Source organism: Priestia sp. YIM B13490 (assembly GCF_042787735.1).
In the GTDB taxonomy this organism is placed as follows: domain Bacteria; phylum Bacillota; class Bacilli; order Bacillales; family Bacillaceae_H; genus Priestia; species Priestia megaterium.
On sequence record NZ_JBHZOT010000005.1, the window covers coordinates 150,044 to 172,279 of the forward strand.

At 38.1% G+C, this 22,236-nt stretch carries 23 protein-coding genes; 21 read left to right on the forward strand and 2 right to left on the reverse strand.

Going from position 1 to position 22,236, the window contains the following annotated elements; all coding sequences use genetic code 11:
* Positions 1-37: 37 nt before the first annotated feature.
* The 4 genes from ACFX4R_RS17060 (at position 38) to ACFX4R_RS17075 (ending at position 4,398) form a co-directional block, all read left to right on the forward strand.
* Entirely contained in the window at positions 38-949 is a 912-nt protein-coding gene (locus ACFX4R_RS17060) for a MerR family transcriptional regulator (RefSeq protein ID WP_025750422.1), read from the forward strand.
* Between the two features lie 127 nt (positions 950-1,076).
* Positions 1,077-1,679 (forward strand): genetic competence negative regulator, encoded by a 603-nt coding sequence (locus tag ACFX4R_RS17065; protein WP_043976361.1) that lies wholly within the window; start codon positions 1,077-1,079, stop codon positions 1,677-1,679.
* A gap of 357 nt (positions 1,680-2,036) precedes the next feature.
* Positions 2,037-3,302 carry a Glu/Leu/Phe/Val family dehydrogenase gene (locus ACFX4R_RS17070; protein ID WP_370506064.1) on the forward strand — a complete coding sequence of 422 codons (1,266 nt, stop codon included), beginning with the start codon at positions 2,037-2,039 and terminating at the stop codon, positions 3,300-3,302.
* Positions 3,303-3,426: 124 nt separating this feature from the next.
* Positions 3,427-4,398: a YpdA family putative bacillithiol disulfide reductase gene (locus ACFX4R_RS17075; RefSeq protein ID WP_043976363.1), complete on the forward strand. Its 972-nt coding sequence runs from the start codon at positions 3,427-3,429 to the stop codon at positions 4,396-4,398.
* A gap of 19 nt (positions 4,399-4,417) precedes the next feature.
* Here ACFX4R_RS17075 and ACFX4R_RS17080 read toward each other — a convergent pair whose 3' ends face one another.
* Positions 4,418-5,389 (reverse strand): asparaginase, encoded by a 972-nt coding sequence (locus tag ACFX4R_RS17080; RefSeq protein ID WP_377569989.1) that lies wholly within the window; start codon positions 5,387-5,389, stop codon positions 4,418-4,420.
* 198 nt (positions 5,390-5,587) lie between these two features.
* Between ACFX4R_RS17080 and prsW the strand changes: the two genes are divergently transcribed.
* The 10 genes from prsW (at position 5,588) to ACFX4R_RS17130 (ending at position 14,929) form a co-directional block, all read left to right on the forward strand.
* Complete coding sequence (gene prsW, locus ACFX4R_RS17085) at positions 5,588-6,238, forward strand: glutamic-type intramembrane protease PrsW (protein ID WP_013059034.1); 651 nt, start codon at positions 5,588-5,590, stop codon at positions 6,236-6,238.
* A 145-nt stretch (positions 6,239-6,383) separates the two neighbouring features.
* Entirely contained in the window at positions 6,384-7,316 is a 933-nt protein-coding gene (sleB, locus tag ACFX4R_RS17090; protein ID WP_043976367.1) for a spore cortex-lytic enzyme, read from the forward strand.
* A 17-nt stretch (positions 7,317-7,333) separates the two neighbouring features.
* Positions 7,334-8,683 (forward strand): germination protein YpeB, encoded by a 1,350-nt coding sequence (ypeB, locus tag ACFX4R_RS17095; RefSeq protein ID WP_043976368.1) that lies wholly within the window; start codon positions 7,334-7,336, stop codon positions 8,681-8,683.
* Positions 8,684-8,838: 155 nt separating this feature from the next.
* A complete protein-coding gene (locus ACFX4R_RS17100) occupies positions 8,839-9,504 on the forward strand; it encodes a flagellar brake protein (RefSeq protein ID WP_034649061.1) in 666 nt (221 codons plus the stop codon).
* A 69-nt stretch (positions 9,505-9,573) separates the two neighbouring features.
* Entirely contained in the window at positions 9,574-9,750 is a 177-nt protein-coding gene (locus ACFX4R_RS17105) for a YpfB family protein (protein ID WP_013059030.1), read from the forward strand.
* Between the two features lie 162 nt (positions 9,751-9,912).
* The gene (gene cmk / locus ACFX4R_RS17110; protein WP_043976370.1) at positions 9,913-10,587 is read left to right on the forward strand and encodes a (d)CMP kinase; all 675 of its coding nucleotides are present in this window, start codon (positions 9,913-9,915) and stop codon (positions 10,585-10,587) included.
* Positions 10,584-11,171, forward strand: coding sequence for a lysophospholipid acyltransferase family protein (locus ACFX4R_RS17115; RefSeq protein WP_043976371.1), 588 nt, complete (start codon positions 10,584-10,586; stop codon positions 11,169-11,171). Before cmk ends, ACFX4R_RS17115 begins: the two co-directional genes overlap by 4 nt.
* 162 nt (positions 11,172-11,333) lie before the next feature.
* On the forward strand, positions 11,334-12,470 hold the full coding sequence (gene rpsA / locus ACFX4R_RS17120) for a 30S ribosomal protein S1 (RefSeq protein WP_013059027.1): 1,137 nt from the start codon (positions 11,334-11,336) through the stop codon (positions 12,468-12,470).
* A 16-nt stretch (positions 12,471-12,486) separates the two neighbouring features.
* Entirely contained in the window at positions 12,487-13,539 is a 1,053-nt protein-coding gene (gene fni / locus ACFX4R_RS17125; RefSeq protein WP_162214926.1) for a type 2 isopentenyl-diphosphate Delta-isomerase, read from the forward strand.
* Between the two features lie 175 nt (positions 13,540-13,714).
* Positions 13,715-14,929 (forward strand): MFS transporter, encoded by a 1,215-nt coding sequence (locus ACFX4R_RS17130; RefSeq protein WP_043976374.1) that lies wholly within the window; start codon positions 13,715-13,717, stop codon positions 14,927-14,929.
* Positions 14,930-14,960: 31 nt separating this feature from the next.
* On the opposite strand, the gene ACFX4R_RS17135 is transcribed toward ACFX4R_RS17130, so the two are convergent.
* Complete coding sequence (locus tag ACFX4R_RS17135; RefSeq protein WP_013059024.1) at positions 14,961-15,098, reverse strand: YpzI family protein; 138 nt, start codon at positions 15,096-15,098, stop codon at positions 14,961-14,963.
* 120 nt (positions 15,099-15,218) lie between these two features.
* Between ACFX4R_RS17135 and ACFX4R_RS17140 the strand changes: the two genes are divergently transcribed.
* From ACFX4R_RS17140 to ACFX4R_RS17170, 7 genes are all read left to right on the forward strand, one after another.
* Positions 15,219-15,824 carry a YphA family membrane protein gene (locus ACFX4R_RS17140; RefSeq protein ID WP_043976376.1) on the forward strand — a complete coding sequence of 202 codons (606 nt, stop codon included), beginning with the start codon at positions 15,219-15,221 and terminating at the stop codon, positions 15,822-15,824.
* 297 nt (positions 15,825-16,121) lie between these two features.
* On the forward strand, positions 16,122-17,432 hold the full coding sequence (der, locus tag ACFX4R_RS17145; protein ID WP_013059022.1) for a ribosome biogenesis GTPase Der: 1,311 nt from the start codon (positions 16,122-16,124) through the stop codon (positions 17,430-17,432).
* A gap of 17 nt (positions 17,433-17,449) precedes the next feature.
* Positions 17,450-18,481, forward strand: a complete 1,032-nt coding sequence (locus tag ACFX4R_RS17150; RefSeq protein WP_013084894.1) for an NAD(P)H-dependent glycerol-3-phosphate dehydrogenase — start codon at positions 17,450-17,452, stop codon at positions 18,479-18,481.
* 315 nt (positions 18,482-18,796) lie between these two features.
* Positions 18,797-19,000, forward strand: coding sequence for a DUF2768 domain-containing protein (locus ACFX4R_RS17155; protein WP_165575821.1), 204 nt, complete (start codon positions 18,797-18,799; stop codon positions 18,998-19,000).
* A 24-nt stretch (positions 19,001-19,024) separates the two neighbouring features.
* On the forward strand, positions 19,025-19,747 hold the full coding sequence (locus ACFX4R_RS17160) for a hypothetical protein (protein ID WP_043976379.1): 723 nt from the start codon (positions 19,025-19,027) through the stop codon (positions 19,745-19,747).
* A 229-nt stretch (positions 19,748-19,976) separates the two neighbouring features.
* Complete coding sequence (gene spoIVA / locus ACFX4R_RS17165) at positions 19,977-21,455, forward strand: stage IV sporulation protein A (protein WP_013059017.1); 1,479 nt, start codon at positions 19,977-19,979, stop codon at positions 21,453-21,455.
* A 373-nt stretch (positions 21,456-21,828) separates the two neighbouring features.
* The gene (locus ACFX4R_RS17170; protein ID WP_013059016.1) at positions 21,829-22,101 is read left to right on the forward strand and encodes an HU family DNA-binding protein; all 273 of its coding nucleotides are present in this window, start codon (positions 21,829-21,831) and stop codon (positions 22,099-22,101) included.
* Positions 22,102-22,236: the final 135 nt, after the last annotated feature.

The following is a 22,236-nucleotide window of genomic DNA, read 5'->3' on the forward strand; positions in this document are numbered from 1 at the left end:
ATAGATACAGTTCACGAAGAGTAGTTGGAGGTTACGTATGGCTCACGAAGGGAAGTATAATATTAAAGCCATCTCAAATATGGTCGGAATCCAGCCGGGAACTTTGCGTGCATGGGAACGACGTTATCAAATTTTAAATCCTGTCCGCAACGATTCGGGGCATCGGTTATATACAGAGGAAGATTTGCGGAAATTAAAATGGCTCACGGAAAAAGTGAGCGGAGGTTTTACCATCAGTCAAGCGGTTTCGTTATTAGAAACGGAAAGCAGTACAGTAGGAACGTTTGAAGAAGAAGGAGAAGTAGATTCCCCTCAAAAAATTAGGGATGAGCTGTTAACGATGCTTTTATCTTTTGAAGAAGGAAAAGCACAGGATTTAATTAATCATGCTTTTAGCCTGTATTCGGTAGAAAAAGTGGTTATTGATATTTTGGGTTCTCTACTCGTGACGGTTGGAGATATGTGGGAAAAAGGGCAAATTACAAGTGCTCATGAGCATTATACGACTCAAGTATTAAAAACGCGTATCAGCATGATTTTTTATTCGCTGCCTTCAAATGGCTTATTGCCTAAAGCGATTGCTGTATGCGGACCTAATGAGACACATGAAGTGGGACTCTTAGTCTTTACGCTATTTTTACGCCGTAAAGGGTTTGAGGTTATTTATTTAGGAAGCAGCATTGAAGATAAAGATGTTGAGTTAATTGTTAAAGAAGTAGACCCAACGTTTTTATTTATGTCATGCACAATGATGGAAAATGCCGAGAAAACACTAAACTTGACGAACCAAATGATAAAGAAATTCCCGCATCTCAAAGTAGGGTTAGGCGGTTATGTGTTTGATGGTTTAGATAGCAAAAGAAAAGGCGAGGCCCAGCCGTTTATTTTAGGAAATACAAAAGAAGAGTGGAACAGCTGGCTAACAAAAAAATTAGCAGAAATTGATTGAGAATAGCTTGTCTTTCCTATCATAAACCTGTAAACTCGTAAGTAAACATCACGAACCGTTTTCCAAAAAATACATATACTGCATTATCGAACCATGTGGTTATGAGTGCAAGCGGGGAGGGACGCTAATGAGGCTTGAACGATTAAACTATAATAAGCTAAAAGTTTTTTTGACCTACGATGATTTACAAGAAAGAGGGTTAACAAAAGAAGATCTATGGACAGATACATTCAAAGTAAAACAGCTTTTTCGTGAGATGATAGAGCAAGCTTCTCAAGAACTGAACTTTGAACCTACAAATTCTCTTTCGGTAGAAGTTTTTTCACTTCAAGCACAGGGAATGGTTGTATTTGTGACGAAGCAGTATGAAGAAGAAACCAGCTACGGTGAGTTCGATGAAGACGAGTTCGAGGACTTCATTGAAATGCAGGTCATGCTAGATGAAAGCGAAGACATGTTTTTTGAGTTTGATTCATTTGAAGATGTCATTCAGCTGACCAAGCGCATGTCAAACTTTTACGATACGGATAGCGTGCTCTATTCATTTGAAAAACGTTTTTACGTGCTGTTGGATTATCACATGCTGTCACCGGCTGAAGTTGGGAATATGATTGCGGTTTTGGCGGAGTATGGAAATCCCTCTACAATTACAAAGCACCGCGTAAATGAATATGGAAAAATGTTAGTAGAAAAGAGAGCTTTGGAGTATATTAATTCTGTCTTTTCTTAATTGTTTAATTGAAATAATTACACCCGTGAAGGATAAAGCACTTTTATTAAAATAAGAGTGGCTGCACTTTCAGCTTGCAAAAAGTTGTTGAAAGTGCTCTTTATCACCGGGTGTTTTTTATTTTTTTTAGACAATTAAAGCATACTAGAAAAGAGGCAGACTTAAAACATTGTAGCATACCTTGTAAAGTTATTGGAAGCGTTTTCTTAGAAGAACACAAAAAATACTAAAAGTTCGATATTTTCCTTTGCAATGTAAAACTAAGGGTGTATACTATGTCATGAAAGAAGCACCATTCAATTAAAAACGAATAATTTTCGATACATTTTAGGAGGTTTACAGATGGTAGCCGACAAGATGCAAGACAGTAAAAATAGTCAAGAAGAGAAGCATGATGTTTTAAAATCTACACAAACAGTGATACATAAAGCGTTAGAAAAACTAGGCTATCCTGATGAAGTGTATGAACTATTAAAAGAGCCATTACGAATGATGACAGTAAAAATTCCTGTTCGTATGGATGACGGATCAGTTAAGATTTTTACAGGTCACCGAGCGCAGCATAACGATGCAGTTGGTCCTACGAAAGGCGGAATTCGTTTTCACCCAAACGTAACTGAAAAAGAAGTAAAAGCTCTATCTATATGGATGAGTTTAAAATGTGGAATCGTTGACCTTCCTTACGGTGGAGGAAAAGGTGGAATTGTTTGTGATCCTCGAAATATGTCTTTTGGAGAATTAGAGCGTTTAAGCCGCGGATATGTTCGTGCGATTAGCCAAATTGTTGGACCAACAAAGGATATTCCAGCGCCGGATGTGTTTACAAATTCACAAATTATGGCTTGGATGATGGATGAATACAGCCGGATTGATGAATTTAACTCACCGGGCTTTATTACTGGAAAGCCCCTTGTCTTAGGTGGTTCGCACGGCCGTGAAACAGCGACTGCAAAAGGAGTAACTATTTGTATTCGTGAAGCAGCGAAAAAACGAGGCATTGAATTACAAGGTGCACGGGTAGTAGTACAAGGGTTTGGAAATGCAGGGAGCTTTTTAGCTAAGTTCATGCACGACGCTGGCGCTAAAATTGTAGGGATATCCGATGCGTACGGAGCGCTGCATGACCCTAACGGTTTAGACATTGATTATTTATTAGATCGACGCGATAGCTTTGGTACAGTAACAAAATTATTCAATAATACAATCAGCAACAAAGAGCTGCTTGAACTTGACTGTGACATCCTAGTTCCAGCTGCGATTGAAAATCAAATTACAGAAGAAAACGCCCATAACATTCAAGCGAGTATTGTAGTAGAAGCAGCAAATGGACCAACAACTCTTGAAGCAACGCGCATTTTGTCAGAGAGAGGAATTTTATTAGTTCCAGACGTTTTGGCAAGTGCCGGCGGTGTAACAGTCTCTTATTTTGAATGGGTGCAAAATAACCAAGGTTATTATTGGACGGAAGAAGAAGTAGAAGAAAAGCTTGAAAAAGTAATGGTTAAATCATTTAATAACATCTACGAAACCTCTACAACTCGAAAAGTCGACATGCGTCTAGCTGCTTATATGATAGGCGTAAGAAAAATGGCAGAAGGCTCTCGTTTCAGAGGCTGGATTTAAAAACAGAACAGCAGAACAATTGCGTAAATAGAAAAAATCTCCTATCATTAATGAGGAGATTTTTTTGTTTTACACTGCGTTAAAATAAAAAAAAGGTGCGTTTACAACTGAAGGAGTGACAGGCATGAAGAAAGAAAAAGTAATTATTGTTGGCGGAGGACCATGCGGCCTTTCAGCAGCTATCGAGCTTCAACATACAGGTATTGATGCCCTTGTAATTGAAAAAGGGAACATTGTGAATGCCATTTATAACTATCCGACCCACCAAACGTTTTTTAGTTCGAGTGAAAAACTAGAAATTGGGGATGTCCCTTTTATTACCGAAAATCGTAAGCCTGTGCGCAACCAAGCTCTTGCTTACTATCGAGAAGTGGTGAAGCGCAGACAAGTTCGAATTCAGCCGTTTGAACGTGTCTTGCAAGTAGACAAACAAGCGGAAAACCAATTTATTGTCACAACATCTAAAGAGACATATGAAGCGGAGAATGTCATTATAGCTACAGGCTATTACGATCATCCTAATTATATGAATGTGCCTGGTGAAGATTTATCAAAGGTATTTCATTATTTTAAAGAAGCGCATCCGTACTTTGATAAAGATGTAGTCGTTATAGGCGGAAAAAACTCTAGCGTCGATGCAGCTCTGGAATTGGTGAAGTGTGATGCAAGGGTGACGGTTATTTATCGTGGCTCAGATTACTCACCTAGCGTAAAACCTTGGATATTGCCTGAATTTGAGGCTCTGGTTCGAAATGGGACAATTAGGATGCATTTTAATGCTCATGTAACAAAGATAACGGATGAAACGGTAACATATGAACAGGAAGGGAAAGAATCTACGATTAGTAACGATTTCGTTTTTGCGATGACTGGGTATCATCCTGATCATTCGTTCTTAACAAAAATGGGTGTGGAATTAGATGATGAAACAGGCAGCCCTTCTTTTAACGAAGAGACCATGGAAACAAACGTGGAAGGAATTTATATCGCTGGTGTGATTGCTGCAGGAAACAATGCTAATGAGATTTTTATCGAAAATGGACGTTTTCATGGAAAATCAATTGCTTCTCATATTATCAACAAAAACAACGCATAGGCTTCTATGCGTTGTTTTACTAATGATTAAATAGCTGCTGCAGTTCATCATGATTCGTTGTTACTTGGAGAGCAACTAACAGTTTAATGCGTGCTTTAGGACCATTTAAGCCATTTGAAAAAATAACGCCCATCTCTTTCAACTGCTTGCCGCCGCCTTCATATCCATATACATCTTGAGCAATTCCATTAAAACAGCGGGAAACGAGCACGATGGGTATCTTTCGCTCTAAAAGCAATTGAATGCCTGGAATTGTGAGAGGAGGTAGATTTCCTTGGCCGAGGGCTTCAATTACAAGTCCATCAACATTCATTGAAGCCACTGCTTGAAATAAATGGTCGTCCATTCCTGCATAAGATTTTAATAAAGTGATTTGTTTATCTATCTCATTGACAGGATAAAATTCGTGTTCTGTAGGCATGTGGTGAAAAGATACGCCGCGTTTTGTGATTAATCCTATTGGCCCGTACTGAGGGCTTTGAAATGTCGCCACGTTGCTTGTGTGGGTCTTGGTCACATTTTCAGCGGTATGAATTTCATCGTTCATCACAACTAAGACACCTTTTCCTTTTGCACCGTCACTAATAGCCACCCGAACCGCAGATATAAAATTATAAGGACCGTCTGAACCAATTTCATTGCTTGATCTCATGGCTCCAGTTAAGACAATTGGAATATCTGTATGCACTGTTAAATCTAAAAAATAAGCGGTTTCTTCCAGCGTGTCCGTACCGTGGGTTAGCACGACTGCATCAATTTTGCCTTCATTAATTTTATCGCGTATTTTTTTTGAAAGTATAAGCATTTCCTTAGGAGTAATGTGAGGAGAAGGCAGATGAAATGCTTCTTCTACGATTACATTGGCCATACCTGAAACAGATGATGTTGACCGGTGAAGCGGATTTTGAATATCTGGTGTTACTGATCCAGTTGCCATGTCTTCTTTCATAGAGATTGTGCCGCCGGTGTGAAGAATATAAACAGTTTTCATAAAGAGCTCCTTTCAATTTTTCATATAAGTATGATACATTTTTTGGTATACTTGTTTAAGGTCTTTGTTAGGCTTTGTAAATCGACAGCAAGTTATGTGAGCATTTACATATAAAGATAAGGACATTATAGACGGAGATTTTCATCCTAAAGATAACATGTTACTATTAAAAAAAATAGAGGAGATGAGGCGCTATTTATGTTGGCGATTGTATCTGCAGGCATTGCGCCAGGATTGGCATTGTTAAGTTTTTTTTATTTGAAAGATGAATATGAAACTGAGCCTATTTCAATGGTATTAAAAACATTTATTTTTGGAGCAATGCTTGTTTTGCCAATTATGTTTATTCAATATGTATTTGGTGAAGAACACGTTTTTCAATCACCTTTTCTTCAAGCATTTTTTACGACAAGCTTTTTAGAAGAATTTTTCAAATGGTTCATTTTATATTTCACGATTTATCAGCATGTGGAATTTGATGAGCATTATGATGGAATTGTTTACGGGGCAGCTGTTTCATTAGGTTTTGCTACCGTTGAAAATATTTTATATTTATTTGCAAATGGTTTAGAATCAGCGCTAGGAAGAGCCTTTTTACCCGTATCTAGTCATGCTTTATTCGGCGTCATTATGGGGTATTATTTAGGGAAAGCAAAGTTTTCTGAAGGAAAGGAAAAAACGAAGTGGACGCTGTACTCCGTATTTGCGCCGCTCATTTTACATGGAACATATGATTATATTCTAAAAACAATGGATCATTGGGTATTTATTATTATTCCATTTATGATTTATTTATGGTGGCTGGCGTTAAGAAAAGTAAAAAAGGCCAAACAGCCATCGATTGTCTAGGCTCAGCTTGTAAATCTTTTTTGAGAGATTTACGAGCTGAGTTTTTTCATTTCGGTAAATTTTGCGCATCTTGTATAAAAAAACAACCTTTACAAAAAATACTCCTATCATCTTATCAGTTACATACGATGTAGGAGGTTTTGTCATGTTATCATTTCGATGTTTTAAAAAGTATGCATGTCTCATATGCATATGTTCATTTATTGCAGCGTCCGTTGTGAGTCCAAAGGCCGCTCACGCGTTTTCAAATCAAGTCATTCAACACGGAGCAGTTGGAGATGACGTTATTGAGCTGCAGTCGAGACTTCAGTATTTAGGTTATTACAATGGGAAAATTGACGGTGTATTTGGATGGAGCACATACTGGGCACTGCGCAACTTTCAATATGAATTTGGCATTAAAAAGATTGACGGTTTAGCAGGCTGGCAAACAAAGATTAAATTAGCCAACGCAACAAAATATCACGAAAACTATGTGAAAAATCAAATTAGAAAAGGGAATAAGTTTACGCACTATGGCGGTCAGCCTCTTGATCAACAGTCTAAAGGAAGCGGTAGCAGTGGGAAAAGCAGGGGGAACAATGGTCAGCAAAAAGCACAAAGCGGATCTTCTCAAGCAAAAAAACCTGCCAGTCAGCCGCAGCGTAATACGTCTAAAGGAAATTCTGAACAGCAGAAAGAAAAAGCACAAAAGCCAACAGCGGTGAATGTACCAAGCGGCTTTTCACAAAATGATATTCAGCTCATGGCAAATGCCGTGCATGGTGAAGCACGGGGTGAACCATATAATGGCCAAGTAGCCGTAGCGGCCGTTATTTTGAACCGAGTTAACAGTCCGTCATTTCCAAATACAGTTGCTGGAGTTATTTTTGAACCGCGTGCATTTACTGCCGTAGCAGATGGACAAATCTGGCTTGAACCCAATCCAACATCTAAAAAAGCGGTTATGGATGCGATTAACGGATGGGATCCTACTGGGAATGCTATTTATTACTTTAATCCGGATACAGCAACAAGCGCATGGATTTGGTCACGTCCTCAAATTAAGCAAATCGGGAAACACATTTTCTGTCGATAAAGAGAGGTGAAGGAAACATGATTCGAACAATTTTAATTGTATTATTAGCTATTGGTGTTGTAGGTGTAGGGTATTGGGGGTACAGCGAACATCAAGAAAAAGATGCTGTACTGCTTCAAGCGGAGAATACGTATCAACGAGCATTTCATGATTTGTCATATCGGATAGATTTATTAAATGATAAAATCGGTGGCACGCTCGCCATGAGTTCGAGAGATCAGCTTTCGCCCGCGCTTGCAGAAGTATGGCGTTTAACTTCTGAAGCTCATAACGATGTAGGACAGCTGCCTTTATCGCTGTTACCTTTCAATAAAACAGAAGAGTTTCTTTCAGATGTTGGTGACTTTACGTACAAAGTGGCGGTAAGGGATTTAAGCAAATCACCCTTAACAGATAAAGAGTATAAAACGTTAAATGCGCTTTATGATCAGTCAGGCGAAATTCAAAATGAAATGCGCCAAGTACAGCATCTGGTCATTGATAATAACTTGCGCTGGATGGATGTTGAGTTAGCCTTAGCGACAAAAGAAAAGCAAGGGGACAATACAATTATTGACGGATTAAAAACCGTTGAAAAAAGTATGGATTCTTTTGCCGAAACAGATTTAGGCGTTATGAATGCAACGAATGAGCAGGAAAAAAACGCTTTTCACCAATTAAAAGGTAGAGAAGTTAGTGAAGATGTGGCAAAACAAGTGGCGCGTTCGTTTTTGAATTTAAAAGGAAATGAACAAATTCATATTGTAAAGAGCGGAAAAGACGCTGATTATGAAGTGTACAGCTTAACCATTACAGATCCAAAGACTAAACAAGAGACGTATATGGATATTACACAAAAAGGTGGATATCCGCTTTGGGTGCTCGAAGATCGAGATATTAAAAAACAAAATATTAGTTTAAACGATGCTATGAACAAAGCGACTAAGTTTTTAAAAGATCATCGTTTTGAAAGCCTAGTAATGGCTGAAAGCGCTCAATATGATAATATGGGAGTCTTTACATTCGTAGAGCAAACGGAAAGTGGAGTTCGGATTTATCCGGATTCAGTTAAAATGAAAATGTCTTTAGAAGATGGATCTGTGATTGGTTTCTCAGCTAAAGACTTCTTATTAAAACATCGTACAAGAGATATTCCCAAACCTAAAATTTCCAAAGAACAGGCAAAAACCAAGCTGAACTCGAATGTAAAAGTGATGGAAGACCGTGTAGCAATTATTACGAATGATTTAAACGAAGAAGTGCTATGCTATGAGTTTTTAGGGACAATAAAAAATGATACGTATCGAATCTTTATCAATGCCGATACGGGTTTTGAAGAAAAAGTCGAAAAACTGCAAAACTCAGAACCTTTATATAATGAAGTGTAAAGTTGATAAAAACCGGTGTCTATAGACACCGGTTTTTGTGTTTTTTAATATTTTATTGAGTCTAAATGACTAATTTATATTTACAAAATAAACATATTTGACTATGTTTGAATAAAGGGAAAAAGTGTATATAGTGGGACTAAAGGAGAGAGAAGATGATAAAAGCGGGAATGAGGTTGACGTTAGAGAGCGGGCATAGAGAGTCTACATTACAACAAACATATCGATGTAAAGTAGTTGAGTTTACGGAAGACGTGATTTATATTAGCTATCCGCTAAATGAAGAAACGCAGCGAAGTGCTTTTTTACTAAAAGGTACAAAATTGCTTGCTACGTTTATTGGATATGATCAAAATGTATATACCTTTCCAACTGAAGTAACAGGGCGTGAAATAAAAGGCATGCCTGTTGTGAAGCTCTTTTACCCGGGCGATAAAAAGTTAAAATCTATCCAAAGAAGAAATTTTTTTCGTGTGCCTCTTACAGTGAAGGCGGTGATAGAAAGTGAACAAGAACAGCAGGATGTAATGGAAATCATGACTAAAAACATCAGTGCAGGTGGAATAGCCGGCTCCTTCCATCACTCGCTGCTTTTTAATGAGAAAGATTCGGTTGTTGTACGATTAAGTCTTCCTAATCGTGAGGGAGCTTTGCAGCATCTTGAATTAAAAGGGGAAGTTGTACGAATTACCGCCCCGACTTCTTGTAAAGTAGGTCAGCTATCTATTAAATTTATGGACATGGAAAAACAAACGAAAGAAATGATGATTCGTTATACCTTAAAGCGTCAGCTCGACCTAAGAAGAAAAGGTCTTCTTTAGCGTATAAAAAAAACTTCTCTTTCCTAAACTGTAAGCAAAGGTATTACTTCTTACAAAAGGAGAAAAAAGGTGAATCGAATAGAACGAATTTTAATTAAATTAGTGGTTATTCAATTTGTGTTTTTAATAATTGCCCAATGTATTTTACTATCTAGCAGTCACAGTACATATTTCTCAAAGGTTATTCAGTATGAGGGAGTTAGCAAAAATAATTTTAATAAAATTATTGAAACATTCGACCAGTAGTCGGACGTATGGTAGAATAACTAGGAAAGAAACATGCAGTGAACACCAGGCAGGAGAAGACCCCCTGCTCTTTTTTTCGTTTATAAACGCTTCATATAAAATGGCTCATTGTATAAAAGATGAAAGTGGTTTGTTCCTGTTTTGAAATTAAGGGAGGCACTTATGGAAAAACAAATTTCAATCGCGATTGACGGTCCTGCAGCTGCTGGGAAAAGTACAGTGGCAAAGATTATAGCAGAAACCTTATCATATATTTATGTTGATACAGGAGCGATGTATCGTGCTCTAACGTATCAAGCACAGAAAAACCAGGTAGATTTGCAAAATGAAGAAGAGCTATTGCATTTACTTAACGAAACAGTCATCGATTTAAAGCCGTCTGAATCGGGACAGGTAGTCATCTTAAATGGGCAGAATGTTACAGGTGAAATTCGTTCAGCAGAAGTAACTAACTCTGTATCCATCGTAGCGAAACATCGTGCAGTTCGTGAAGAGATGGTAGCGAGACAGCAGGGCCTTGCTAAAGATGGAGGCGTTGTAATGGACGGACGTGATATCGGTACACACGTGCTTCCTCACGCAGAAGTTAAAATCTTTTTATTAGCGTCTGTGGATGAAAGAGCACAGCGACGCCATGACGAAAACATAAAAAAAGGTTTTGAATCAAATTTAGAGCGTTTAAAAGAAGAAATTGCCCGCAGAGACAAGCTGGATTCTGAGCGCGAAGTAGCACCTCTTAAAAAAGCTGAAGATGCAATTGAAATCGATACAACTTCTTTATCGATTGAAGGAGTTGTAGAAAAAATACTTTCTATTACAAAAGAAAGGATTGGATGATTTTGAGCTTTTATATGTTTGCACGTGCCATTGTAAAAGGCATTTTAACACCAGTTTATCGTTATGAAGTAATCGGTGCAGAAAATATCCCTTCAGAAGGCGGAGTTTTGCTTTGTTCAAATCATATTGACAACTTAGATCCGCCTACTGTAGGTGTGACATGTCCAAGGCCTATTTCGTTTATGGCAAAAGCAGAGCTGTTTAAAGCACCTTTTCTGAAGACGGTTCTGCCAAAGTTAGAAACATTCCCTGTAAAGCGCGGGATGGCAGATCGTGAAGCTTTGCGCCAGGGGTTAAAGATTTTAAAAGAAGGAAAAGTGCTTGGATTGTTTCCCGAAGGAACAAGAAGTAAAGATGGGAAATTAGGAAAAGGGATGGCTGGAGTAGGCTTTTTTGCTTTGCGTTCAAAAGCAGCTGTTGTGCCTTGTGCTGTTATTGGTCCATATAAGCGTTTTGCAAGGTTAAAAGTAGTGTACGGACCGCCAATTCAGATGGATGAGCTTCGCGAACGAAAAGCACCAGCCGACGAAGTGACCGAAGTTATTATGAAAAGCATTGGTGAATTAATTGAAAAATATCAATAGTTTGTAACCTTATGACTTGACAAAAGATTCTATTTATTAGAAGTTAGTAACAAAGAGAGTTTTTTCTATACAGAGCTATATACAATAATGATGAGCTAAAAGAGTGAAGAACTCTTACAAGGGAATACATATTGTAGATGGATATTGGAGGAGGAAAAGACGATGACAGAAGATATGAATCAAGTAGAGGTAACGTCATTAGAAGTAGGAGAAACAGTAAAAGGTACTATTACAAAAGTAGAAGAAAAGCAAGTGTATGTAGATGTACCTAACAGCAAACTAGACGGTATTATTCCAATTAGTGAATTAGCGAGCTTACATATTGAAAAAGCAGGCGATGTAATCCAAGAAGGTGCCGAAGTCGAAGCGAAAGTAATTAAAGTGGAAGACGATTTGCTTGTGCTATCTAAACGGGCTGTAGATGCTGAAAAAGCATGGGATGGTTTAGAAGCAAAACTTTCTTCAGGTGAAGTGTTTGAAGCGGTAGTCAAAGAAATTGTCAAAGGCGGATTAGTAGTAGATATTGGTGTGAGAGGGTTCATTCCAGCTTCTCTTGTTGAAACTCATTTCGTTGATGATTTTGCAGAGTATCAAGATCAAACTCTTACGGTCAAAGTAGTGGAATTAGATAAAGAAAAAAATCGCGTGATCCTTTCGCATCGTGCAGTTGTAGAAGAAGAGCTTGTACAACAAAAAGAAAATGTTCTTGAGTCATTAAAAGAAGGTCAGGTTTTAGAAGGAACCGTTCAGCGCTTAACAGACTTTGGAGCGTTTGTAGATGTAGGCGGAGTAGATGGGTTAGTGCACATTTCTCAGCTTTCACATACGCGTGTAGAAAAACCTTCAGACGTAGTAGCTGAGGGAGATGCTGTGAAAGTCAAAGTATTGTCTGTTGACAAATCAACGGGGCGTGTTTCATTATCTATTAAAGATACGTTAGAAGGTCCATGGTCCAACATTTCTACGAAGCTTCGCCAAGGTGATGTAGTAGATGGAACCGTTAAAAGACTTGTATCTTTTGGAGCTTTTGTGGAAGTTCTACCTGGAGTAGAAGGACTTGTACACATTTCTCAAATTTCCCATAAGCATATCGGGACACCGCATGAAGTGCTTTCTGAAGGCGAAAAAGTGACGGTGAAAGTACTTGATGTGAATGAACAAGAACGACGCGTTTCGTTAAGCATTCGTGATCTTGAGGAAGAAGAACAAGAAGATTACGGTGACTATGAATTACAAGAAGAGTCAAAAGGTTTCCAATTAGGTGATATGATTGGGGATCAATTAAAAAAATTAAGATAAGTAATGGTGATGATTTGTGAGCAGAGCAAAACGTAAAATTGATCACATTCATCATGCGATTCAAACGGGACAGCATCGGCTGCACGGGCTAGATGATATTCGCTTCGTTCATAATAGCTTGCCAAATACTGGCGTGCACGATGTTCATATTGATACAAAAATTGGCGAACTTTTGTTAAGTTCGCCAATTTTTATAAATGCTATGACGGGCGGTGGCGGACAAGAAACGGAACGGATTAACCGTTCGTTTGCTCAAATTGCTCATCATGGTCAATTAGCAATGGCCGTTGGATCGCAGATGGCTGCGATTAAAGATGAAAAGGAAGAACAATCATACAGAGTAGTGCGTCAAGAAAACCCTAACGGAATTATTTTTGCCAACCTAGGCAGTGAAGCTACAGTTGAACAAGCTAAAAAAGCAGTTGATATGCTTGAAGCAAATGGACTTCAAATTCATTTAAATGTTATACAAGAACTGGTCATGCCGGAGGGAGATCGTGATTTCACCGATGCATTACGTCGTATTGAACGCATTGTCCGAGAAGTAACCGTTCCTGTAATTGTCAAAGAAGTAGGTTTTGGGATGAGCGCTCAAGCAGTGCAAAAACTTAAAGATGTTGGTGTTGAAATCGTTGATATTGGTGGGTACGGTGGTACCAATTTTTCGAAAATCGAAAATGAAAGACGAGCAAAACATTTTCACTTCTTTAATGATTGGGGAATTTCTACAGCAGCTTCTTTAGCAGAAGTATCTCAGCACGTAGAAGGTATATCCATTATTGGTTCGGGAGGTATTCAAACCTCTATGGATATTGCTAAGTCTATTGCGTTAGGAGCTTCTGCAACGGGAATGGCAGGATATTTTTTATCCATTTTAATGAAGTCTGGTTTAGAAGCAGTTGTAGAAGAGATAGCCGAGATGCATGAGGAGTTAATGTTCATCATGGCTGCGCTAGGAGCAACTTCTATTGCTAAGCTTCAGCAAATGCCTCTAGTTATTACAGGGGATACCCATAGCTGGCTGACTCAGCGAAATGTATCTATAGAAACATTTAATAACAGATCATAAAAAAGCATGCAGTTGACTGCGTGCTTTTTTATTTCTTTAAAGATGAATGATCGCGTTTTCATTAAAAAAAACAAAAAATGTTGGCAGAAGAAGTGACAAAAAGCATGAAATCCCAAACGTTAGCCCCTTATAATAAGTAAAATAGACAGAAAAATCAGAAAAAAGAGGTGGCGTAATGAAAAAGGGACATCCTGTATTTACAATTTTTCTTTTCTTTTTAGGCTGGGTTTTCATGTATGCAGATCGTAATATTTTATCTCCGGTTATGGGAGATATCGGTGCGCAGTGGGATCTTAATAAAGCTGAACTTGGGCTAATGTCTACCGTATTTTTTGCAGCGTATGCAGCTATGCAAATTCCAACGGGTTTTTTGGCAGATCGATTTGGTCGAGTTAAGATCTTAGTAGCTGGATACATCTTGTTTGGAGTTGCCACATTTTTTACAGGACTTACAACTACTTTCGGTATGTTCTTACTTATGCGGGCGCTGACAGGACTTGGAGAAGGAACGTATTATGGTTCACAATACGGAGTTTCTTCAAGCATCACATCTGAACGATACCGAGGTTTAGTGTCGGCGCTCATTAATAGTGGAATGGCTTTTGGTATATCACTTGGTTTTATCGGTTCTACATACATTACATATACGTTAGAAAAAGACTGGCAGTTTACTTTTTACTTATTTGCTATTCCAACTATAGTAATAGCTATTTTAATAGCTTTCTTTGTAAAAGATAAGCAAAGGGATCAAGAAAAAAATTCGCTAAATAAAGAAACAAAGCAGTCGCTAAAAGTATTATTTACAAAAAATCATATTTTCGTATACATTTTAATCTTCTGCTCTCTTTACGGATTTTTTGGGATGCTGACTTGGCTTCCTTATTATTTGCAGCACTCGCGAGGCTTAGAAGGGTCTCAAACAGGCATCATAGCATCTTTAGTACCTTGGGCGTCTATTCCAGGAGCAATCTTCTTTGGGTATATATCTGATCGAATTGCAAATAAAAAAGCATTAATTGTGAGTTTGTCAGTAGCGGGCGCTTTGTGTCAATTTTTTATTCCCTATACAGAGGGTTATTCTTGGCTATTAATCGGCTTAATTGTGTACGGTTTGATAGGTAAATTAGCATTAGATCCGATTTTGATTTCGTATATGGCGGATATTACTCCATCGTCCATGTACTCTAAAGTGTACGGTTTTTTCAACTTCAGCGGCATGCTGTCATCGATCTTTGCACCTTACATTACCGGATATTTTGCAGATAAACTTGGAAGTATGGAATTCGGGTTTTATTTGTCAGGAGCACTATTGTTAGTGGGAGGAGTTCTCTTTTTGTTTACTGGAAAGAAAGAACGTTCCTATCCTGTTTCACATCCAGTTTTAAAATAAAAAAATGCGCTGACTTAGTCAGCGCATTTTTTTATTTATGCTCATTTAACTCGCGTGCTTCTTCAGGACTTTGCAAGCTAGTTGCTCCCGGATAGTGAAGTCCTTGATCACGGTCAGATTCAACTCGTTTTGATTCTTTTAATTTTTTCTCTTGACGATCTTTTCCCATTTTAGATTCCCTCCTTTTTTCTGATAGGTTGTCCAAAATAAGGGGTTCTATTCTAAAACTCCGATTAAGTTTTACCAAATTGATACATACTGATGACAGGTAGAGGAGGTGCCATATTCAGTGGACGGAATTTTCTTTTATTGGCTTTCGTGGATGGGATGGATTGTTGCGACTTTTCTTATGCCCAAAACACCTAGACGTTGGAAGGTAGCAGCCATTATATTAATCAGTATACTCCTAAGCGGAATGAACATGCATATGGCTCAGTTTTCATTTAGCTACACCGCTTTGTTTTTAGTGGGGGTAGCGTGTGTTTATGCTTCAGGCTACAGCAGGTTTCAGCAGTTATATTATGTTATTGTATGCGGCATTATAATAATTGCCTATGCTGGTTTTTGTTTACTTGAGCTCTATGATCCTGTATGGATTTTTATTGATCGTAAGTGGATTTTGACTGGACTTATCTTATATATTTGCTTTATGGTGATTAAAGATGCTGAAAAAAGATTCGCAGCGATCATTTTAGGTGTAGTTGGAGGAGATTTTTTATACGCAGTTGTCATTCGAGATATTGCATCTTATGAAGTAGGGTCTCTTCGGACACTCGACGTTTTAGCAACAGCAGTAGGAGCTATGTTTATTTGGGAGATGCTGGTTTATTTCTCTGCTTATTTAGATTTGTACGTGCTGAAGTCTCACAGGCAAAAGCAAAGTACTTACAAATAGAAGAAGAGATTTCGTAAAATTATATTGTTGTTACCGGTGATTTTTGATAAAATTGTTTGATTGAAAGAGTAATGCTTATTCAGCGGATAGGCAGTTAATCAGCCTGGTGTAAAATAGAGCTGATAAAAAGCCTGCTTTATCGCTTATGATCGATTAGTAGAGGTCATGCCACGCTGCATGGCCTCAATTTTTGAAAAAAGAATGATCTTATTTATTTGTACATGTAGATAAATACCTTTAGTCGATTAAAGACTGGTTGCCGATACATAAAAAAGATCAAGGAAAGGGAAGAATCGTATGCCAAAACCAATTATTGCGATTGTTGGTCGTCCCAACGTAGGAAAATCAACAATTTTCAACCGAATTGTAGGAGAGCGAGTATCTATTGTAGAAGATATTCCGGGTGTAACTCGTGATCGTATCTATAGTTCAGGTGAGTGGCTGAATGTGGACTTTAACATTATTGATACCGGCGGTATTGATATTGGAGATGAGCCATTTTTAGAACAGATCAAACAGCAGGCAGAAATTGCAATTGATGAAGCGGACGTAATCATTTTTCTAGTGAATGGACGCGATGGAATTACTGCAGCTGATGAAGAAGTGGCGAAAATTTTATACAAATCGAAAAAGCCCGTTGTCCTAGCTGTTAATAAAGTAGATAATCCTGAAATGAGAGAATTAATCTATGATTTCTACGCACTAGGATATGGAGAACCGTTCCCAATCTCAGGAACGCATGGTTTAGGTTTAGGTGACCTGCTAGACGAGGCAGCTAAGCACTTTCCAAAAGAAAAAGACGAAGATTATGGAGAAGACGTCATTAAATTTTCATTGATTGGTCGTCCTAACGTAGGGAAATCTTCATTAGTTAATGCTCTTCTAGGTGAAGACCGTGTTATTGTCAGTGATCTTGCCGGCACGACACGCGATGCCATTGATACAAAGTTTACAAAAGAAGATCAAGAATATGTTGTTATTGATACAGCTGGAATGAGAAAGCGTGGAAAAGTGTACGAGAGTACTGAAAAATACAGCGTACTGCGCGCATTAAAGGCAATTGAACGCTCAGATGTTGTCTTAGTTGTATTAAATGCTGAAGAGGGTATTATTGAACAAGATAAGAAAATTGCTGGCTATGCACAAGAAGCTGGAAAAGCTGTTGTCATCGTTGTGAACAAATGGGATACAGTAGAAAAAGATGAAAAAACAATGAAAAAATTTGAAGAGAATATACGTGAGCATTTTCAGTTCTTAACATATGCTCCAATTGTATTCCTTTCAGCCAAAACGAAAAAACGTACGCATACGCTATTGCCAATGATTGATCTTGCAAGCGAAAGCCATGCGGTGCGTGTAGAAACAAGCATTTTAAATGATGTGATTATGGATGCAGTAGCAATGAACCCTACGCCTACTCACAACGGCAACCGCTTGAAAATCTATTACACAACTCAAGTAGCAATCAAGCCGCCAACTTTTGTTGTGTTTGTAAATGATCCTGAGCTAATGCATTTTTCATATAAACGTTTCTTAGAAAATAAGCTTCGTGAAGCTTTTGGATTTGAAGGAACTCCAATTAAAATTATTGCAAGACCAAGAAAATAACAGAGGATGTGATCGGCGTGGAAAGAATAGCTGTACTAGGAGCAGGAAGCTGGGGAACTGCATTAGCTTTCGTATTGGCGGAAAATGGACACGATGTTCGCATTTGGGGACATAGACAACAAGTCATTGATCAAATCAACGAGACGCATAAGAATGAAAAATATTTGCCTGGTGTAGAGCTTCCTCATCAGATTAAAGGTTTTACGTCATTAGAAAAGGCAATAGAAGGTGTTGAAACCCTTATTTTAGCTGTTCCAACGAAGGCCATTCGTGAAGTGTTGCAGCAGCTAAAATCCCTTACCGATGAACTATTTACAATTGTTCACGTAAGTAAAGGGATTGAACCGGATTCTCTTTTACGTATATCTCAAATGATTCAACAAGAAATTGATACAAAAGACATTGTTGTCTTATCAGGTCCGAGTCATGCTGAAGAAGTAAGTAGAAGGCAGCCCACAACTGTGACGTCAGCTTCAACAAATATACAAGCAGCAGAAAAAGTGCAGGATTTATTTAATAATCAGCAGTACTTCCGTGTTTATACAAATCCTGATGTGATTGGTGTGGAAATTGGGGGAGCGTTAAAAAATATTATTGCTCTTGCTGCTGGTATTACGGATGGACTTGGATATGGTGACAATGCGAAGGCCGCTCTTATGACTCGTGGCTTGGCTGAAATCGCTCGTTTAGGTACTGTGCTTGGTGCCAATCCTCTGACGTTCTCAGGTTTAACCGGGATCGGAGACTTGATTGTAACGTGTACAAGCGTTCATTCTCGAAATTGGCGCGCTGGTAATCTTCTTGGAAAAGGCAAAAATTTAGACGAAGTATTAGAAAATATGGGAATGGTTGTAGAAGGTGTACGCACGACGAAAGCAGCTTACCAGCTATCTCAAAAATATGACGTAAAAATGCCGATTGCTGATGCTTTATATAATGTACTGTTTAATGATGTGAAGGCAAAGGATGCAGTAGACGCGCTTATGTCTCGTACTAAAACACATGAAATGGAAGATTTAGCGAATGTTTTAGGAGAAAAATTAAATTAAGTGCAAAGAAATATGAAAAAATAGGCAATTAGTGATACCCAAAATCATTTACTTGCATAAAATAACGTGTAAATAAAGATGAGTAGAACTGTTAGTATGGGAATATTTAGTTATGATCGAAGCGAAGAGCCCCCTTCGCTTCGATTTTTTTTATGTGAATAAGCAGGAATTTGTCAATTTAATAGGAAAGTAATTACTATAGAGCGTGAATCACTGGAAGGTAAATAAATAGTTAATTTAGAAAGTTCTATCAATATCCATCTTAACTATAAGTCCTTATGTTATAATAACGGTGAAAAAAGGAGTGGATGCAGTTTGTCGCCAGGTTTGTTAAAGATGTGGATTTCATTGGGCTCCATTGTATTTATGTTTATTTCGGTATTTTCTATTTACTTTAGTCGTTATAAAATTACGAACCGCATTGGTAAAATTGTACTCGCTCTCATTGCCTATTCGCTTATGATTGTAGCAGGTCTTATTATGGTAATTGTTGTATTCAGCGGGCCGACAGATGCTTAATGTACATATGGTAGGGTGAGGAAAATGAAAAAATTCATGCTAACGTCTATTGTTGGGTTAACCATTTTGGTATTATCCGGTTGTTTGTACCCGGCAGAAAGAATGTCTCAAAATCAAGTTCCTTATAAAGATCAAGTTGCTTCCGTGCAAACGGCGGTTGATCAATTTAAACAAGAAAGCGGAGGCTTATTGCCAATAAAAACGAAAGATATGGACACGCCGATTTATCAAAAATATCCGATTGACTTTACGAAAATTGTTCCTAGATACATGCAAGACGCACCTGGTAATTCGTATGAAAGCGGAGGGATATTTGCGTACGTACTTGTGGATGCAGAAACAAAGCCCACGGTTAAATTATTAGACTTACGAATGGCGGATACGATTCAAGATGTTAACGTACATTTGAATATATACCGTCAAAATCATAAAGGGTACGTACCGTTTAAAGAGGTCATCGCTCCCGGCGTATTCTCTATTAATTATAAAAAATTGAATATGAAAGAGCCTCCTGTCGTTACTAGCCCATATACAGGGAATAGTCTTTCTTTAATTGTTAATGGACAGGGAGATGTATTTGTAGATTATCGTCCTGATTTGTATGATGCCATTCAAAAGCATAAAAGCTCCTACAAACCTGGTGAAGATATACGAAAGCTCCTTGTGGAAAACAGTGATTTTGTACCTGCTTACTCTCTTCCTTATACAGTCAACGATAAGAATGAACCAATATTTTTAAAAAAATAAGTCATGAACCCCTTCTCCTTGAATAATATTCAGAGAGAAGGGGTTTTCTCTTTCTTGTACACCAATAATGATAATCAGAATGACTAAGTCAGCATGTGCATGAAAAAAATCATAAATTTTTCTATCAAAAGTCATATTTTAATAGGACAACGTCATAACTATATAGTGTCCTAATTTACTCTCGCAATGGATGTCATATTCCATGAACTCATAGATCGGAGGGGATCTTTTGGAAAAGGTGGATGTATTTAAAGATATCGCTGAACGTACAGGAGGCGATATATATTTAGGTGTGGTGGGAGCAGTTCGAACAGGAAAATCTACATTTATTAAAAAATTTATGGAGCTGGTGGTCCTGCCTCACATCGAGAACGAGGCAGAAAGAGCTCGCACACAAGATGAACTACCACAAAGTGCAGCTGGAAAAACGATTATGACAACTGAGCCGAAATTCGTACCGAATCAAGCAGTTAATGTTTTGGTAGATGACGGGCTAGAAGTTAACATACGGTTAGTAGATTGTGTAGGATATACGGTGCCAGGCGCTAAAGGGTACGAAGATGAAAACGGACCTCGAATGATCAATACACCTTGGTATGAAGAACCAATTCCATTTCACGAAGCGGCTGAAATTGGAACGAGAAAGGTAATTCAAGAACACTCAACGATTGGTGTCGTCATTACAACAGATGGCTCAATTGGAGATATACCTCGTCAAGATTACGTGGAAGCAGAAGAGCGCGTCATTAATGAACTAAAAGAAGTAGGCAAACCATTTATCATGGTTATTAATACCGTACAGCCATATCATCCTGATACAGAAAAGCTTCGTGCAAAGCTTAATGAAAAATATGATATTCCAGTATTAGCGATGAGTGTGGAAAGCATGCGCGATACTGATGTGATGAACGTATTAAGAGAAGCACTCTACGAGTTCCCTGTATTAGAAGTCAACGTTAATCTACCAAGCTGGGTAATGGTTTTAAAAGATAAACATTGGCTGCGTGAAAGCTATCAAGAAGCCGTTAAAGAAACGGTAAAAGATATTAAGAGGCTGAGAGACGTTGAACGGGTAGTAGAGCAATTTAGCCAGTTTGAGTTTATCGATCAGGCTCGATTAGCCGGAATTGAGATGGGGCAGGGAATTGCTGAAATTGACTTATATGCTCCAGATGACTTATACGACCAGATTTTGAAAGAAATCGTGGGAGTAGAAATTCGCGGAAGAGATCATTTGCTGCAGTTAATGCAAGATTTTGTGCATGCAAAAACCGAGTATGATCAAGTCTCTGATGCCCTTCGTATGGTTAAACAAACGGGTTATGGTGTAGCTGCACCTTCGCTTTCGGATATGAGCCTTGATGAGCCTGAAATTATTCGCCAAGGATCGCGTTTTGGAGTTCGTTTAAAAGCAGTGGCGCCTTCAATACACATGATTAAAGTGGATGTAGAATCAGAATTTGCGCCGATTATCGGAACGGAGAAGCAAAGCGAAGAATTAGTTCGTTATTTGATGCAAGACTTTGAAGATGATCCGCTTTCAATTTGGAATTCAGATATATTTGGCCGCTCTCTAAGTTCAATCGTAAGAGAAGGGATTCAAGGAAAGCTGTCGCTGATGCCTGAAAATGCACGATATAAGTTAAAAGAAACGCTAGAACGGATTATTAACGAAGGATCCGGAGGTTTAATCGCGATTATTCTATAAGCATGTAACGTTAGGCTCCTCATAAAGGAGCCTCTTCTTTTTGGATAGATCATACAAAACTTTACATATATTGTGATAGATCGCGTGGTTATCCTATTCCTGCGTTATTTTCTGCTTGCTATGCCTTGTTCAATATGTTAATCTTTTAACAGAAATCGATCGATCATACTGTTTTCACTACATACATACGGCAGATGAATGAAAAACATTGAATTATTTAGTTCAATCGTTTATGATTAGGCTTGTCGATACATAGGTTATGTATAATATCCATTTGTTTTGTTAAAGAATGAGATATAACGAATTACTAGATTCCTTTTCTAACAAGGTTTTTAGTTATTATATGATCCGATTTTGGGAGGAGGTGAATGGCATGAACAAGACAGAATTAATTAATGCTGTTGCAGAAGCAAGTGAGCTTTCAAAAAAGGATGCTACAAAAGCAGTTGATGCTGTTTTCGATACAATTTTAGAAGCTTTAAAAGCTGAGGACAAAGTTCAACTTATCGGTTTTGGTAACTTCGAAGTACGTGAACGTGCTGCTCGTAAAGGACGCAATCCACAAACTGGCGAAGAAATCGAAATTCCTGCTAGCAAAGTTCCTGCATTCAAACCAGGTAAAGCTCTTAAAGATGCTGTAAAATAATATCTACATAAAATGGCTTTATTCATAGCCGTTGATGAAGAGCTTTGAAAGGTCGCACATTTGCGACCTTTCTTTTTTGCCTTTGGTATATACATATGCTAGAATTTTTTTCATAAAGTCGTAATGCAACGAATT

Excerpts from the sequence above, each read along its gene's own strand:
- ACFX4R_RS17060 (WP_025750422.1), top strand. The coding sequence starts at position 38 with ATGGCTCACGAAGGGAAGTATAATATTAAAGCCATCTCAAATATGGTC.
- ACFX4R_RS17065 (WP_043976361.1), top strand. The coding sequence starts at position 1,077 with ATGAGGCTTGAACGATTAAACTATAATAAGCTAAAAGTTTTTTTGACC.
- ACFX4R_RS17070 (WP_370506064.1), top strand. The coding sequence starts at position 2,037 with ATGCAAGACAGTAAAAATAGTCAAGAAGAGAAGCATGATGTTTTAAAA.
- ACFX4R_RS17075 (WP_043976363.1), top strand. The coding sequence starts at position 3,427 with ATGAAGAAAGAAAAAGTAATTATTGTTGGCGGAGGACCATGCGGCCTT.
- ACFX4R_RS17080 (WP_377569989.1), bottom strand. The coding sequence starts at position 5,389 with ATGAAAACTGTTTATATTCTTCACACCGGCGGCACAATCTCTATGAAA.
- prsW (WP_013059034.1), top strand. The coding sequence starts at position 5,588 with ATGTTGGCGATTGTATCTGCAGGCATTGCGCCAGGATTGGCATTGTTA.
- sleB (WP_043976367.1), top strand. The coding sequence starts at position 6,384 with ATGTTATCATTTCGATGTTTTAAAAAGTATGCATGTCTCATATGCATA.
- ypeB (WP_043976368.1), top strand. The coding sequence starts at position 7,334 with ATGATTCGAACAATTTTAATTGTATTATTAGCTATTGGTGTTGTAGGT.
- ACFX4R_RS17100 (WP_034649061.1), top strand. The coding sequence starts at position 8,839 with ATGATAAAAGCGGGAATGAGGTTGACGTTAGAGAGCGGGCATAGAGAG.
- cmk (WP_043976370.1), top strand. The coding sequence starts at position 9,913 with ATGGAAAAACAAATTTCAATCGCGATTGACGGTCCTGCAGCTGCTGGG.
- ACFX4R_RS17115 (WP_043976371.1), top strand. The coding sequence starts at position 10,584 with ATGATTTTGAGCTTTTATATGTTTGCACGTGCCATTGTAAAAGGCATT.
- rpsA (WP_013059027.1), top strand. The coding sequence starts at position 11,334 with ATGACAGAAGATATGAATCAAGTAGAGGTAACGTCATTAGAAGTAGGA.
- ACFX4R_RS17130 (WP_043976374.1), top strand. The coding sequence starts at position 13,715 with ATGAAAAAGGGACATCCTGTATTTACAATTTTTCTTTTCTTTTTAGGC.
- ACFX4R_RS17135 (WP_013059024.1), bottom strand. The coding sequence starts at position 15,098 with ATGGGAAAAGATCGTCAAGAGAAAAAATTAAAAGAATCAAAACGAGTT.
- der (WP_013059022.1), top strand. The coding sequence starts at position 16,122 with ATGCCAAAACCAATTATTGCGATTGTTGGTCGTCCCAACGTAGGAAAA.
- ACFX4R_RS17160 (WP_043976379.1), top strand. The coding sequence starts at position 19,025 with ATGAAAAAATTCATGCTAACGTCTATTGTTGGGTTAACCATTTTGGTA.
- ACFX4R_RS17170 (WP_013059016.1), top strand. The coding sequence starts at position 21,829 with ATGAACAAGACAGAATTAATTAATGCTGTTGCAGAAGCAAGTGAGCTT.